The 13,396-nt window shown below is 71.1% G+C and carries 15 protein-coding genes; 8 read left to right on the forward strand and 7 right to left on the reverse strand.

Annotation, left to right across the window (positions count from 1 at the left end; translation table 11 throughout):
• Positions 1-60: 60 nt before the first annotated feature.
• From AB0J40_RS46440 to AB0J40_RS46455, 4 genes are read right to left on the reverse strand one after another with little or no spacing between them, the layout of a single operon-like run.
• A complete protein-coding gene (locus tag AB0J40_RS46440; protein ID WP_364466915.1) occupies positions 61-1,188 on the reverse strand; it encodes a lactonase family protein in 1,128 nt (375 codons plus the stop codon).
• Between the two features lie 49 nt (positions 1,189-1,237).
• A complete protein-coding gene (locus AB0J40_RS46445; protein WP_364466917.1) occupies positions 1,238-2,626 on the reverse strand; it encodes a gluconate:H+ symporter in 1,389 nt (462 codons plus the stop codon).
• Positions 2,623-4,218 carry a D-aminoacylase gene (locus AB0J40_RS46450; RefSeq protein ID WP_364466919.1) on the reverse strand — a complete coding sequence of 532 codons (1,596 nt, stop codon included), beginning with the start codon at positions 4,216-4,218 and terminating at the stop codon, positions 2,623-2,625. Before AB0J40_RS46450 ends, AB0J40_RS46445 begins: the two co-directional genes overlap by 4 nt.
• Positions 4,218-5,516, reverse strand: coding sequence for an amino acid deaminase (locus tag AB0J40_RS46455; RefSeq protein WP_364466921.1), 1,299 nt, complete (start codon positions 5,514-5,516; stop codon positions 4,218-4,220). The genes AB0J40_RS46450 and AB0J40_RS46455 overlap by 1 nt, the downstream gene beginning before the upstream one ends.
• 151 nt (positions 5,517-5,667) lie before the next feature.
• On the opposite strand from AB0J40_RS46455, the gene AB0J40_RS46460 reads away from it, so the two are divergent.
• From AB0J40_RS46460 to AB0J40_RS46470, 3 genes are read left to right on the forward strand one after another with little or no spacing between them, the layout of a single operon-like run.
• Positions 5,668-6,603: a sugar kinase gene (locus AB0J40_RS46460; RefSeq protein ID WP_364466968.1), complete on the forward strand. Its 936-nt coding sequence runs from the start codon at positions 5,668-5,670 to the stop codon at positions 6,601-6,603.
• Positions 6,600-7,358, forward strand: coding sequence for an IclR family transcriptional regulator (locus tag AB0J40_RS46465; protein WP_364466923.1), 759 nt, complete (start codon positions 6,600-6,602; stop codon positions 7,356-7,358). Before AB0J40_RS46460 ends, AB0J40_RS46465 begins: the two co-directional genes overlap by 4 nt.
• Positions 7,358-7,741, forward strand: a complete 384-nt coding sequence (locus AB0J40_RS46470; protein WP_086864195.1) for a RidA family protein — start codon at positions 7,358-7,360, stop codon at positions 7,739-7,741. The genes AB0J40_RS46465 and AB0J40_RS46470 overlap by 1 nt, the downstream gene beginning before the upstream one ends.
• A 35-nt stretch (positions 7,742-7,776) precedes the next feature.
• On the opposite strand, the gene AB0J40_RS46475 is transcribed toward AB0J40_RS46470, so the two are convergent.
• From AB0J40_RS46475 to AB0J40_RS46485, 3 genes are all read right to left on the reverse strand, one after another.
• Entirely contained in the window at positions 7,777-8,772 is a 996-nt protein-coding gene (locus AB0J40_RS46475; protein ID WP_364466925.1) for a 1-aminocyclopropane-1-carboxylate deaminase, read from the reverse strand.
• A complete protein-coding gene (locus AB0J40_RS46480; RefSeq protein ID WP_364466927.1) occupies positions 8,769-9,404 on the reverse strand; it encodes a GntR family transcriptional regulator in 636 nt (211 codons plus the stop codon). Before AB0J40_RS46480 ends, AB0J40_RS46475 begins: the two co-directional genes overlap by 4 nt.
• Before the next feature lie 327 nt (positions 9,405-9,731).
• Entirely contained in the window at positions 9,732-10,091 is a 360-nt protein-coding gene (locus AB0J40_RS46485) for a DUF1844 domain-containing protein (RefSeq protein ID WP_364466929.1), read from the reverse strand.
• 198 nt (positions 10,092-10,289) lie between these two features.
• Between AB0J40_RS46485 and infC the strand changes: the two genes are divergently transcribed.
• The 5 genes from infC to AB0J40_RS46510 all read left to right on the forward strand — a co-directional run bounded on the left by infC (position 10,290) and on the right by AB0J40_RS46510 (position 13,306).
• Positions 10,290-10,898, forward strand: a complete 609-nt coding sequence (gene infC, locus AB0J40_RS46490; protein WP_364466970.1) for a translation initiation factor IF-3 — start codon at positions 10,290-10,292, stop codon at positions 10,896-10,898.
• Positions 10,899-10,972: 74 nt separating this feature from the next.
• Positions 10,973-11,167: a 50S ribosomal protein L35 gene (gene rpmI / locus AB0J40_RS46495; protein WP_125312384.1), complete on the forward strand. Its 195-nt coding sequence runs from the start codon at positions 10,973-10,975 to the stop codon at positions 11,165-11,167.
• A 68-nt stretch (positions 11,168-11,235) separates the two neighbouring features.
• Entirely contained in the window at positions 11,236-11,610 is a 375-nt protein-coding gene (gene rplT / locus AB0J40_RS46500) for a 50S ribosomal protein L20 (protein ID WP_086672344.1), read from the forward strand.
• A 23-nt stretch (positions 11,611-11,633) separates the two neighbouring features.
• Positions 11,634-12,422: an RNA methyltransferase gene (locus AB0J40_RS46505; protein WP_364466931.1), complete on the forward strand. Its 789-nt coding sequence runs from the start codon at positions 11,634-11,636 to the stop codon at positions 12,420-12,422.
• A gap of 50 nt (positions 12,423-12,472) precedes the next feature.
• Positions 12,473-13,306 carry a DUF6159 family protein gene (locus AB0J40_RS46510; RefSeq protein ID WP_364466933.1) on the forward strand — a complete coding sequence of 278 codons (834 nt, stop codon included), beginning with the start codon at positions 12,473-12,475 and terminating at the stop codon, positions 13,304-13,306.
• Positions 13,307-13,396: the final 90 nt, after the last annotated feature.

Consider the following 13,396-nt stretch of genomic DNA (forward strand, 5'->3'; position numbering starts at 1 on the left):
TGCCCCGGTCCGATCTGCCATAAAAGTTTAACAAAACTTATACCCACCCACGACCGTCGTTCAGGCGAAGTAGACCGAGTTGACGTCGGGCACCGCGAGGCTGCCGGCGACCGCGCCGGGCAGGCCGGTGGCCGGGTCGCGGGGCAGCCAGGTGACGGTGCCGGACCGCTGGTTCGAGACGTAGAACCAGTTCTCACCGGGGTCGAGGGCCACGTGCCGGGGCCAGTTGCCGCCGGTGGCCACAGTGGACACCAGCTTCAGCGTCCCGCCGGCGACGGAGAACGTCGCCAGGGTGTTCGGCCCGCGGACGGTGGCGTAGGCGAACTTCCCGTCCCTGGACAGGATGATCTCGCCGGGGTAGCGGTCGCCGGTGCTGCCCGGCGGCACGGCCGGGACGACGGAAAGCGCCTTCAGCGTGCCGGTGGCCGCGTCCCAGCTCGCGACCGTCACCTCCGGCCGCAGCTCCTGCAGGATGTAGGCGAACGCCCCGGTCCGGTCGAACGCGAGGTGCCGCGGCCCGGCGCCGGCGGGCAGCTTCAGCTGCTGGTGCAGGGAAAGCTTCCCGGTGCCGACGTCGAGCGAGTAGACGTACACCGAGTCGGCACCGAGGTCGACCGAGAGCACCCAGCGGCCGGTCGGGTCGTTGACGACCTGGTGGGCGTGGGCCTGCCCGGAGTCGGCCTGGTGCGTCACGAGGTCCGTGGCCGCGCCGAGCTTGCCCCCGGCCAGGATCGGCAGCACGACGACGCTGCCCGAACTGTAGTTCGCGGCCAGCACGTACTTCTGGCTCGAGTGCACGCTCAGGTGCGTCGGCGCGCCGCCCTTCGAGGAAACCTTGTTGAGCAGCTTCGGTTTCGTCGCGTCGGCGATGTTCAACGCCGAGACGTACCCGTTCGGGTCGCCTTCGTTGGTGACGTACAGGGTCTTGCCGTCGGCGCCGCGGTCGAACCACGACGTGTCGGTGCTGCCGGGCACCGTGCGCACCGGGTTCAGCGCCGCACCGGACCGGGTCGTGACATCGAGGCCGTGGCCGTTGGCCCCGCTGGTGTAGCTGCCGATGTACACGGTTCCTCCGGCGATGCAGCCCTTCGAGGTGGTGGCCGCGGACGCGAGCTGGGCCCCGAAAACGGTGGCGGCGCTCGCGCCCGCGGCGGCGCCGAGGAACGTGCGACGGGAAATTCCGGTCATCGTCATTGTCTCCCAACGGGTTCGGGTCGGCGGCTCACCCCAGTATGGTCTAGACCACGGCCATGAGCAATGCCGAAACCCCGAATCCGGAAAGGGAAAGCACGGTTTCCAGTGCGGTCCAGGACTTCAGCGTCTGCACGACGCTCATGTTGAAGTACCGCGAAACGATCCAGAAGCCGCCGTCGTTGACGTGCGAGGCGATGATCGACCCGGCCGAGATCGCCATCACCAGCAGGGCCAGCTGCACCTGCGAATACCCGAGCTGCGCCACGGTCGGCGCGATGATCCCGCTCGTGGTCACGATGGCGACGGTGGCCGAGCCCTGCGCGATGCGCATGCCGCAGCTGATGACGTACGCCGCCAGCAGCACCGGCAGCCCGGCGTCGTGCAGCGAGTCCGCGACGGCCTTGCCGATCCCGGTGGCCGAGAGCACCGCGCCGAAGAACGCGCCCGCACCGACGACGAGCAGGATCATCGCCACCGGCCGCAGCGACTTCGCCGCCAGCTCGTTGAGGTCCTTGCCGGTGAACCCGCGACGCAGCCCGAGCAGCCACGACGCGAGCAGGACGGCGACGGTCAGCGCCACGGCGGGGGTACCGACGAACGCCGCCACGCCGGCCAGCGCCGAGCCCTTCGGCAGCCAAATGCTGCCGAACGTGCCGGCCAGGATCAGCACCAGCGGCACCGCGATGATCGAGCCGACCAGCGCCAGCGACGGCACGTTCTCTTCCCGCTCGCCCTCTTCCTCGGCGACGATCATCTCTTCCGGCACGGCGACGTCGATGCGCTTGCCGATCCAGGTCGCGTAGGCCACGCCGCCGATCAGGAACGCCGGGATGCCGCACGCGAGGCCCATCAGGATGATCCAGCCGAGCTCGACGTGCAGCAGGCCGGCCGCGGCGACCGGGCCCGGGTGCGGCGGCAGGAAGGCGTGCGTGATCGACAGGCCCGCGATCAGCGGCATCGCGTACAGCACGAGGGAGCGCTTTCCCTGCTTCGCCGCGACGTAAACGAGCGGCGCCAGCACGAAGATGCCGATGTCGAAGAACACCGGGATGCCGAAGATGAACCCGGCGACGCCCATGGCCAGCGGCGCCCGCTTCTCGCCGAACGCCCGCAGCAGCGCGCCGGTGAGCACCTTCGCGCCGCCCGAGCGTTCCAGGATCGACCCGAGCAGCGTGCCGAGTCCGATGATCGCCGTGATGTGCCCGAGGATGCTGCCGAACCCCTTTTCCAGCAAGGAGTCCGACGACTTCTGGGCGGTGCCGACGATCGTCCCGACCGGCAGGCCCGCGGCCAGGGCGGTGAGCAGGCCGACGACGATCAGGGCGATGAACGGCTCGACCTTGAGCTTGACGATCAGCACCAGCAGGACGGCGATCGAGACGGCGGCGAGCGTGAGCAGCCCGCCCGTGGTGTGTTGCAGCCAGTGGATCATCGGGCTCTCCGGGGGTTGCGCAGGGAGTGGCCGGCGAGGGCGCCGGTGGGACGGCCGTCGTCGAGGGCGGCGACGCCGTTGACGAAGACGTGGGTGATGCCCGCGGCGGGTTGCCGCGGGTCGTCGAAGGTGGCGGTGTCGGCGACCGTGTCCGGGTCGAACAGCACCAGGTCGGCGGCGTACCCGGCCCGGACCAGTCCGCGGTCGGTGAGCCGCAGCCTGCGGGCCGCCCGCCCGGTCAGGTGGGCGACGCACTCGGCGAGGTCCAGCACGCCCAGTTCGCGGACGTACCGGGCCAGGTAGCGGGGAAACGTGCCCCACGCGCGGGGGTGCGGCCGGGCGCCGACGAGGAGGCCGTCGCTGCCGCCGGTGTGCGTGCGGTGCCGCATGATGGCCTGCACGTTCTCCTCGTGCCCGACGTGCATCAGGCACGACGTGCCGAGCCGTTCGTCGAGCAGCGTGTCGAAGTACAGCTCCGACGGCGGCACGTTCGCCGCCTCGGCCGAAGCCGCGACGCTGCGGCCGACCAGGTGGGCGTTGCGCTCGTTGCGGACGCCGTTGATTTCGATGGCCTCCCAGTCGATCGGGACGCCGTGCGCACCGTCCGAACCGGACTCCTCGATCGCCACGCGGATCCGCTCGCGGGTGTCCACATCGGACAGGCGAGCCAGGGTGGCGGCGAGCCCGCCCTCGGCGGCCCAGCTCGGCAGCAGCGCCGAGAGGTAGGTCGCGCCCGGCAGGTAGGGGTAGGTGTCGAGGGAGACGTCGCAGCCGTCGTCCAGTGCGTCGTCCAGGAGCTTCAGCAGGTCGGGCGCTTTCCCTTTGTTCACCGAGAAGTTCATCGTCGCGTGCGCCAGGTGGAGGGGACAGCCGGAGCGGCGCGAGACGTCGATCATCTCGGCGAACGCTTCCAGCGCGCCCTTGCCGTAGCTGCGGTGGTGCGGGCTGTAGAACCCCCCGCCTTCGCCGACCACGCGGCACAGCTCGACCAGCTCGCCGGTATCCGCGTACATCCCCGGCGTGTAGGTGAGGCCGGAGGACATCCCCATCGCGCCTTCGGCGAGGCCAGTCGCGACCAGGTCCTTCATCCGGTTCATTTCGGCGTCGGTCGCGGGCCGGTCGGCGAAGCCGACGGCGAGCATCCGGACCGTGCCCTGCGGCACCAGGTAGGCCGCGTTCACCGCGACGCCCCGGTCGAGGCGGTCGAGGTACTCGCCGACCGAGCGCCAGTTCCAGTCGAACCCCGGCGGGTCGTCGTTCCAGCCGGCCAGCTGCTGGCGCAGCGCGTCCAGGACGGTGTCGTCGACCGGCGCGTACGACAGCCCGTCCTGCCCGAGCACCTCGGTCGTGACGCCCTGGGTGATCTTGGCCGGGTGGTCCGGGTTGGCCAGCAGCTGCAGGTCGGAGTGCGAGTGCATGTCGATGAAGCCGGGCGCGAGCACCAGCCCATCGGCGTCGATCGTCCGGCCGCCGGTCAGCGAGCCCGCGTCCGCGACCTCGGCGATCTTCCCGCCCGTGATGCCGACGTCGTGGCGGGCGAGTGGCTCGCCGGTGCCGTCGGCGACCAGCGCGTTCCTGACGACGACGTCCATCAGAACCACGTCCGCACGAGGTCGACGACGGTTTCGCCGTCGACGGCGGTGACCGGCAGCAGCGGCCACTTGTCGAACACCGTGCACGGGTGCGAAAGGCCGAGCCCGACCCAGTCGCCCACCTCGATCGGCGACCCCGGCGGCAGGGTGAGGAACGCGTGCTGGTCGTTCATCTTCGCGACGACGTGCCCTTCGAGCGGCTCGGCCGGGCCGCCCGGCGTCCGGCGCAGCTGCGGCTCGGGCATGCCCTCGTCGAAGGAGGCGTCGCGCTTGCCGATGGTCAGCAGCGCGAGGTCGTCCGACGGCTTCGACGTCACCTGCGCCCAGGCGCGCAGAGCGGGCCGGAAGGACTCGACGCCGTCGATGCGCGGGTGGTCGCCGAGCGGGGAGATCTCGCGGTAGAAGCCGTCGTCGTGGGTGACGTACGCGCCGCTGCGCAGCACCGGCAGCACGTCGAGGCCGTCCGGCCACGGCTTGGTCAGCTCGTTGGCGACCTGGTCGAAGTACGCGCTGCCGCCGGCGGTGACGATGATCTGCCCGTCCAGCAAGCCCTTGCCGGCGAACGCGATCGCGAGGTCGCGCAGACCGTCCACATAGGAGCTGATCTTGGCGAGCGCGGCTTCGTCGGTGTGGTGGGAGAGCGCGCCCTCGTACCCGCCGGTGCCCCGCAGCCGCAGGACCGGGCTGGCGTCGACGGCTTCGGCGACGGCCCACGCGGTCGCGGTGTCGCGGACGCCCGTGCGGCCGCCGTCGGCGCCGAGTTCGACCAGGACGTCCACCGGGCGTTCGCTGCCCGCGAGGGCCTCGGTCATCAGCTCGACGCCGCGGACCGAGTCGACCCAGCAGACGAACTCGAACGCCGGGTCGGCCGCCAGCTCGGCGGCCAGCCAGCGCAGGCCCGCCGGGTCCAGGAGCTGGTTGGCAAGCAGGATCCGCGAGACGCCGAAGGCGCGGTAGATCCGGAGGTGACCGGCGTTCGCGCAGGTCACGCCCCAGGCGCCGTGCTCGATCTGGCGGGCGAACAGCTGCGGGGCCATGGTGGTCTTGCCGTGCGGGGCGAGCACGACGCCGCGGGCGGCGCACCAGGCGGCCATCGTCCGCAGGTTGTGTTCGAGCGCTTCTTCGTCGAGGACGACGAAGGGCGCGAAGAACCCGTCGGTGAACAGGTTGAGCCGGCGGTCCGCGGCTTCGGCCAGGGTGAGCCCGGTCAGGGCGGGGGCGGCCGAGCGGAAGCGCCAGTCGACCCGCTCCTGGCGGAGCGCGTCGAGCGCGGCGGTGTTCATGGTGCAGGCGTTCATCGGCGGCGACCTCTGTTGCGTATGTTGCAACGACTGTTGCACATTTTGAGTGCCATAGGTGTAGCATCCGGGTCGCTACAGGTCAACGGGGCGAAGGGCAGGGAGACGGACAGTGACGAGCGGGCCCGAGGTGCTGTGTATCGGCGAGTCGATGGCGCTGTTCGTGCCCGCCGAGCCCGGCCCGCCGGACGAGGTGAAGCGGTGGCTGCGCACGATCGGCGGCGCCGAGTCGAACGTCGCCTGCAACCTGCCGACGCTGGGCGTCCGCAGCGGCTGGGTGAGCGCGGTCGGCGACGACCCGTTCGGCCGCGCGATGCTGCGGGAGGTCGCTTCCCACGGCGTCGACGTCAGTGCGTGCGTCGTCGACCCGACCCGGCCGACCGGGCTCTACGTCAAGGAAAGCGGCGCCGGCGGCAGCCCGGTGCGCTACTACCGCGCCGGCTCGGCCGCGTCGGCGCTGGACCCGTCGCTGCTGGACCGGCTCGACCTCGACGGCGTCCGCGTGCTGCACCTGTCCGGCATCACTCCGGCGTTGTCCGACAGCTGCCTCGCCTTGGTGCGGGCGCTCCTGGAAATGCCTCGCGGTGACCGGCTGATCTCGTTCGACGTCAACCTGCGGCCCGCGCTGTGGACGGGCCGCGACCCGCGCCTGCTCGCCGAACTGGCCGGCCAGGCCGACATCGTCCTGACCGGCGACGACGAAGCCCAGCACGTCTGGGGGACCGGCGACCCCGCCGCACTGCGGGCCCTGCTGCCGGGTCCGCGCACGCTGGTCGTCAAGCACGGCGAACGCGGCGCGACGCTGGTCGAGGGCGAACCGCTGTTCGCGCCCGCGCTGAAGGTCGACGTCGTCGAGCCGGTCGGCGCCGGCGACGCGTTCGCCGCGGGCTTCCTCGCCGCCACCCTGCGCGGCGCCGAGCCGCTGGCCCGCCTGCGGCAGGGCCACCTGCAGGCCGCCGTCACCCTGCTCACCCACGACGACGTCGGGGTGCCCCTGCCGCGTCCGGTGGTGGATAGCCTGCTCCAGGCGGGTCCGGACGAGTGGAGTTCGGCCCGGCTGACCGGAGAGGGGCTGGTGCGGACGTGAGCCAGAGTCTGGACCGCGCGTTGACGCTGCTGAACTCGATCGCCAAGGACGCGCGCACCCTCGACGACCTCGCCGAGGAGATCGGCGTGCACAAGTCGACCGTGCTGCGGCTGCTGCGCACCCTCGAGCAGCACCACTTCGTCCGCCGCGAAGGCGCCCGCTACTACCGGCTGGGCAGCGCGATGTTCGACCTGGCCAACCAGGCGCTCGACTCGATCGACGTCCGGCGCAGCGCCCAGCCCGCGCTGGCCGCGCTCAACGCGCGCACCGGCCACACCGTGCACCTGGCCAGCTACGACGACGGCGAGGTCGTCTACATCGACAAGTACGAGGGCCGGCATTCGGTGCGGATGTACTCGCGCGTCGGCAAGCGGGCGCCGTTGCACTGCACGGCGGTCGGCAAGGTGCTCGTCGCGGCGATGCCTGCCTCGAAACGCGAGGAGATCGCGCGGTCGATCGAGTACCCGGTGCTGACGCCGAACACGATCACCTCGGCGTCGGACTTCCTGGCGGAGCTGGAGCGGGTCGCCCGCCTCGGGTACGCCGTCGACAACGCCGAGCACGAGGACTTCATCCACTGCATCGCCGCGCCGGTGCGCGGGGCGGACGGCGAAGTGCTGGCCGCCGCGTCGATGTCGGTGCCGAAGGTGCTGCTCGACTACGAAGGCCTGCTCGCGCTGGTGCCGGACCTGCGCGCCGCGACCACGGAAGCTTCCGTCCACAGTGGATGGACGGAGAACGGAAAGGGGCACTGATGAGCAAGACGGCAGTTTCCACCGAGAACGCGCCGAAGCCGCCGGCGAAGTTCTCGCAGGCCGTCCGCAAGGGGAACCTGCTGCAGGTCGCCGGCCAGGTCGCGTTCGACCCGGCCACCGGCGCGATCGTCGGCGACGACGTCGTCGGCCAGACGCGGCAGACGTTCAAGAACATCGAGGCCGTGCTGGCGGAGGCGGGCTCGAGCCTCGCCGACGCGATCATGGTCCGGGTGTACCTGACCGACACCGCGCACTTCGCGCCGTTCAACGAGGTCTACAACGAGCTGATCGGCGACGCGCCGCACGCCGCCCGCACGACGGTGTACGTCGGCCTGCCGGGCGAGCTCCTCGTCGAGATCGACGTGCTCTGCGTGCTGGACTGAGCCCGCGGTGGGCCGGGCTTCCCCGGCCCACCGGTTCAGCCGAGGACGCTCGTGTAGCCGTTGAGGGCGGGCTGCCCGCCGAGGTGGGCGTAGAGGACGTTCGAGTCCGTCCCGATCTCCCCGCGGCCGACCAGGTCGATCAGCGCGGCCATCGACTTGCCCTCGTACACCGGGTCGGTGATCATCCCCTCCAGCCGGGCACACGTCTCGATCGCGTCCACAGTGGACTTATCGGGGATGCCGTAGACCCCGGCGTGGTAGCGGTCGTCCAGCTCGACCTCCGGGATTTCGCCGGCGCCGATCAGTTCGGCGGTGTTGCGCGCGATGCGCGTGACCTGCTCGCGGGTCTCGTCGGGCTTGGCGGAGGCGTCGATGCCGAGGATCCTTCTCGGGCGGCCGAGTGCCGTGCCCGCCACCATGCCGCCCTGGGTGCTGCCGGTGACCGAGCAGACGATCACGGTGTCGAAGAAGACGCCGAGCTCCTTCTCCTGCTGCTCCAGTTCCACGATCCAGTTCGCGAACCCGAGGCCGCCGAGCCGGTGGTCCGACGCGCCGGCGGGGATGGCGTACGGCTTGCCGCCGTTCTCTTCGATCTCGGCGACGGCGTCTTCCCACGCCTGCTTGAACCCGATGCCGAAGCCGGCCTGGACGAGCCGGACGTCCGCGCCGAGGATGCGCGAGAGCTGGATGTTGCCGACCTTGTCGTAGAGCGGGTCGTGCCAGTCGACCCAGCTTTCCTGCACGAGCACGGCCTTCAGGCCGGCCCGCGCCGCGGCGGCCGCGACCTGCCGGGTGTGGTTGGACTGGACGCCGCCGATGGAGACGAGCGTGTCGGCGCCTTCTTGCAGCGCGTCGGCGACGAGGTATTCGAGCTTGCGCGTCTTGTTGCCGCCGTAGGCGAGACCGGAGTTGACGTCCTCGCGCTTGGCCCAGACCTTCGCGCCGCCGAGGTGCTTCGTGAGCCGGCCCAGGGGGTGCACCGGCGACGGGCCGAACAGCAGCGGGTAGCGGGGGAAGTCGGCGAGGGTCATCGGTCCTCCAGCAGATCGGTCCAGATGGTCGAGATCACGGAGACCGCCGTGCCGGTGTCGCGGGCTTCGAGCGCGTCGATGAGCCGGGCGTGGCGCTCGACGGAGTTCCAAGCGAGCGTCGAGCTGAAGCGCGCGTGCTCCAGCCGGCGCAGCAGCGGTGTGTAGCGGTCGAGGGTCGCGGCGACGGCGGCGTTGCCCGCCAGCCGGACTGGGATGTCGTGCAGTTCGTCGTCCGCCTTGATCGCGGCCTCGACGTCGCCGGCTTCGATCGCCCGCGCGAACCGGTCGTTGGCGGCCCGCATGGCGGCGATGTCCGCCGGGCGGGCTTTGGCCGCCGCGGCCCGGACGGCGAATTCGTGCAGCAGCCGGACGATCTCCCGCGCGTCGAGGACGTCGGGCGACATCACTTCGGAGACGCGGGTGTAGCTCTGCGGTTTCTGGTCGACGAGGCCGTCTTCGGTGAGCCGGCGCAGGGCGTCGCGGACGGGGGCCTTGGACAGCCCGAGCTGCTCGGCGAGGTCGCCGTCGCGCAGGGGAGTGCCCGGCGGGAGAGTGCCGTCGACGATGGCGCGCCGGATGCGGTCGTACGCCTCGTCGCGCAGCAGCGGACGGGCTACCTTCGGGAGGTTCACATGTAACATGTTAGATGTTAGATGGCTGGTCCGGCAAGCGGCCCGCTCGGCTCAGGCCGGTTTATCAGCGGCTCGGTGGGGCGCAGACGCAGGCCGAGGCGACCCTGGCGATCTGATGGCCTCTATCCCGAGTCGACGCGTGGCTGCGGGCCGACTCGATTCTTCGGCCCGGGGTCTGCCGGTGCGGGGCGCGCCGATCCCTCGAGATTTGGCCGTGCTCGCGCTCCCGGGCCGCCTCGCCCCCGTCGGCGCGGATGCCCGCCAGGCCGGTCCTTCGGGGCTGATCCGGTTCCCGGCCGGCGTTACGACGCCGGCCGGGTCGTCCGATCAGTAAACGGGGCCGGTGTACTTTTCCCCAGGGCCCTGACCAGGCTCGTCGGGCACGGCCGAAGCCTCCCGGAACGCCTTCTGGAGCGACTGCAGGCCGTCGCGCAACGGCCCGGCGTGCAGGCCCAGGTACTCCGCGGAAGCCGTCACGAGCCCGGCCAAAGCGGTGATGAGCCGGCGGGCTTCGTCGAGGTCGCGGTGCGGGGACGTCGCCGGGTCGGCGTCGGCCAGGCCGAGCCGTTCGGCGCCGGCCGACAGCAGCATCACCGCCGCGCGGCTGATCACCTCCACGCTGGGGATCTCGGCCAGGTGGCGGTCGTCCGGGGAATAGGGGGCCTGTTCGGAGGGTTGATCTGACACGTCTGGTACCCTTCCACGAGCGACCAGCCCTCGAGCGATCGGGGGCGGCAAGTGGAGCCCCGCTCCCACCCGCGTCACCGCACAGGTGGCCGGGTCCGGTCTCGCCCGGACGCCAGTCCAGGGTGAAGAAGTGTCCTCCGGGACACGATCGGAAACAGAGTGGGCCCCGCGCACCGACAGGTGACCGGGGCCTTCGCTATGTGGGCACCAGGTCGAAACGAGAACAGGAAACATTCCTCGGACCAAGGAGGCCCCATCAGCTCCGAGACACGCATCAACGACCGTATCCGGGTGCCGGAGGTCCGACTCGTCGGCCCCGCCGGCGAACAGGTCGGCATCGTCCGGATCGAGGATGCGCTGCGCCTGGCGCAGGAGAACGATCTCGACCTCGTCGAGGTCGCGCCGCAGGCCCGCCCGCCGGTGTGCAAGCTCATGGACTTCGGCAAGTTCAAGTACGAGAGCGCGCAGAAGGCCCGCGAGTCGCGTCGCAACCAGCAGCTGACCGTCATCAAGGAACAGAAGCTGCGCCCCAAGATCGACCAGCACGACTACGAGACCAAGAAGGGTCACGTGTCGCGCTTCCTGGCGGCGGGCAACAAGGTCAAGGTCACGATCATGTTCCGTGGTCGCGAGCAGTCCCGGCCGGAGCTCGGGTTCCGGCTGCTGCAGAAGCTCGCCGACGACGTGACCGAGCTGGGCTTCGTGGAGTCGTCGCCCAAGCAGGACGGTCGCAACATGATCATGGTGCTGGCCCCGCACAAGAACGTGAAGCCGAAGGCGAAGGCCGAGGCGGCCCCCGAAGGCTGACACAGGGTAAGCGCCCAGCACATGTCAGCGGCTCACCGGATTTCCGGTGAGCCGCCGCACGAAAGAGGACTGAAATGCCGAAGATGAAGACCCACAGCGGGACGTCCAAGCGGATCCGCGTCACGGGCTCGGGCAAGCTGCGCCGCCAGAAGGCCGGCCGCCGCCACCTGATGGAGAAGAAGTCGAACCGCCTCACCCGCCGCCTCGAGGGCACCACCGAGCTGGCGAAGACCGAGGCCGGCCGCGTCAAGCGCCTGCTCGGCATCTGATCCCGCAGAACTTGCAGTAACCACCCGGGGCGTCCCCCTTCGCCCCCTGAGATCGACAGGATGGACCCGTGGCACGCGTCAAGCGGGCGGTCAACGCCCAGAAGAAGCGTCGCGCAACTCTCGAACTGGCCAGCGGCTACCGCGGCCAGCGTTCGCGGCTGTACCGCAAGGCCAAGGAGCAGACGCTTCACTCGCTCAACTACGCCTACCGGGACCGCCGTGCCCGCAAGGGTGACTTCCGCCAGCTGTGGATCACCCGCATCAACGCGGCGGCTCGCGCGAACGGCGTGACCTACAACCGGTTCATCCAGGGCATCAAGGCCGCGGGTGTCGAGGTCGACCGCAAGATCCTCGCGGACCTCGCCGTCAACGACGCCGCCGCCTTCACCGCGCTGGCCGAGCTCGCCAAGGCCAACGTGAACACCGAAGCGAAGTCGGCCTGACCGGCAGCTTTCCCCGACCCGGGGTGGATCCGTTCACCGAACGGACCCCCCGGGTCGTTGCTGCGCGCAAGCTGACGCGGCGCGCGGAACGCGACAAGACCGGCCGGTTCCTGGCCGAAGGCGCCAACGCCGTCGAAGCCGCTTTGACCGGCGGCCGGGTGTACGAACTGTTCGTCACCTCGCGCGCGGCGGAGCAGCACGCGGACCTGGTCGACGCGGCCCGTGCGGCCGGCGTCGCCGTCTCGCCGATCACCGACCGTGCCGCCGACGGGCTGTCGGAAACCGTGACACCGCAAGGCATCGTGGCCGTCTGCGCCCTGCTCGACCGTCCCCTCGACGAAGCCGTGACGCCGGGTGCCCGGCTCGTCGTCGTGCTGGTCGACGTCGCCGACCCCGGCAACGCGGGCACCGTGATCCGCGTCGCCGACGCGGCCGGCGCCGACGCCGTGGTGCTGGCGGGCGACACCGTCGACCCGCACAACGGCAAGTGCGTCCGCGCCGCCGCCGGCAGCCTGTTCCACCTGCCGATCGCGCGCGTCCGCGACGTCCCGGCCGCGCTCGCCGCCTGTTCGGCCGCGGGCCTGCGCACGTTCGCCGCGCACGGCTACGCCGACGCCGAACTCGATCGGGTGGATCTCACCGAGCCGACGGCGTGGGTCTTCGGCAACGAGGCCCACGGCCTGCCCGCCGCCGTCCTCGACCGGACCGACCTCGCCGTCCGGATCCCGCTGTACGGCAAGGCGGAAAGCCTCAACCTCGCCACCGCGGCGGCCGTCTGCGTGTACACGAGCGCGATGGCGGCACGCCGCTGATCCGCGAGTAGGCTGCCCCCGGTATCCACTGTGGTCACCTGGGGGAAAACATGGGCAGGCTCGCCCGTTCGTACGCGTTGTTCGTCGCTTCGGTCCGGGTGCTGCGCGCCCACAAGGGCCTGGCGTGGTTCCCGGTGCTCGCCGGGATCGCCGGGCTGCTGGTCGCCGCGGCGTTCCTCACGCCGGCCTTCTTCACCGCCCACGTCCAGACCGGCGGCGTCCGGCCCAGCGTCGGGACGTATGTGCTGCTCGGCGCGTTCTACCTCGTCTCGGCGTTCACCACGATCTTCTTCAACGCCGCCCTCGTCTCCCAGGCGGACCTCGCGCTGCGCGGCGACGGCGGCGTCCCGGGCGTCGGCGCGGGCCTGGCCGCGGCGGGCCGTCGCTGGCCGGCGCTGCTCGGCTGGGCCGGCCTCACCGCGACGGTCAGCCTGGTACTGCGCACGATCGAGGAGCGGCTCGGCTTCCTCGGCAGCATCGTCAGCAGCCTGGTCGGCCTGGCCTGGCGGCTCACGACGTTCCTCGTCCTGCCGGTCGTCATGCTCGAAGGCGCGGGGGTCCGCGGCAGCGTGAAGCGCTCGGTCGAGCTGTTCCGCCGCGCCTGGGGCGAGAACGTCGCCGGCACCGCGGGCCTCGGCCTGATCGGCTTCCTGCTCACCCTGGCCGGGTACGTCGTGTTCCTCGGGGCCGGGTTCCTGCTCGGCGGCACGGCCACCGTGTTCGTCACGGTCGGGCTGGCGATCGTCTGGACCCTGCTGGTGGCGGTCTTCACCACGACTTTGTCCGGCATCTACCAGACGGCGCTGTACCGCTACGCCGCCGACGGCGTGGTCCCCGGCGAATTCGCGTCGGTGGACTTCGCCGACGCGTTCCGCGAGCGCTGAGCGCGGCCCGGGGCGACCGGGGGCGCGCGGACCCGATCCCATAGACTTTTCACGCCTTTGACCTCTCGCGCGCCGCGTGTCCGGCGGTGC

Origin of the sequence: Amycolatopsis sp. NPDC049691, assembly GCF_040675005.1 — a bacterium.
GTDB lineage: Bacteria > Actinomycetota > Actinomycetes > Mycobacteriales > Pseudonocardiaceae > Amycolatopsis.

Excerpts from the sequence above, each read along its gene's own strand:
- AB0J40_RS46440 (WP_364466915.1), bottom strand. The coding sequence starts at position 1,188 with ATGACCGGAATTTCCCGTCGCACGTTCCTCGGCGCCGCCGCGGGCGCG.
- AB0J40_RS46445 (WP_364466917.1), bottom strand. The coding sequence starts at position 2,626 with ATGATCCACTGGCTGCAACACACCACGGGCGGGCTGCTCACGCTCGCC.
- AB0J40_RS46450 (WP_364466919.1), bottom strand. The coding sequence starts at position 4,218 with ATGGACGTCGTCGTCAGGAACGCGCTGGTCGCCGACGGCACCGGCGAG.
- AB0J40_RS46455 (WP_364466921.1), bottom strand. The coding sequence starts at position 5,516 with ATGAACGCCTGCACCATGAACACCGCCGCGCTCGACGCGCTCCGCCAG.
- AB0J40_RS46460 (WP_364466968.1), top strand. The coding sequence starts at position 5,668 with ATGGCGCTGTTCGTGCCCGCCGAGCCCGGCCCGCCGGACGAGGTGAAG.
- AB0J40_RS46470 (WP_086864195.1), top strand. The coding sequence starts at position 7,358 with ATGAGCAAGACGGCAGTTTCCACCGAGAACGCGCCGAAGCCGCCGGCG.
- AB0J40_RS46475 (WP_364466925.1), bottom strand. The coding sequence starts at position 8,772 with ATGACCCTCGCCGACTTCCCCCGCTACCCGCTGCTGTTCGGCCCGTCG.
- infC (WP_364466970.1), top strand. The coding sequence starts at position 10,290 with ATGTGGGCACCAGGTCGAAACGAGAACAGGAAACATTCCTCGGACCAA.
- rpmI (WP_125312384.1), top strand. The coding sequence starts at position 10,973 with ATGCCGAAGATGAAGACCCACAGCGGGACGTCCAAGCGGATCCGCGTC.
- AB0J40_RS46510 (WP_364466933.1), top strand. The coding sequence starts at position 12,473 with ATGGGCAGGCTCGCCCGTTCGTACGCGTTGTTCGTCGCTTCGGTCCGG.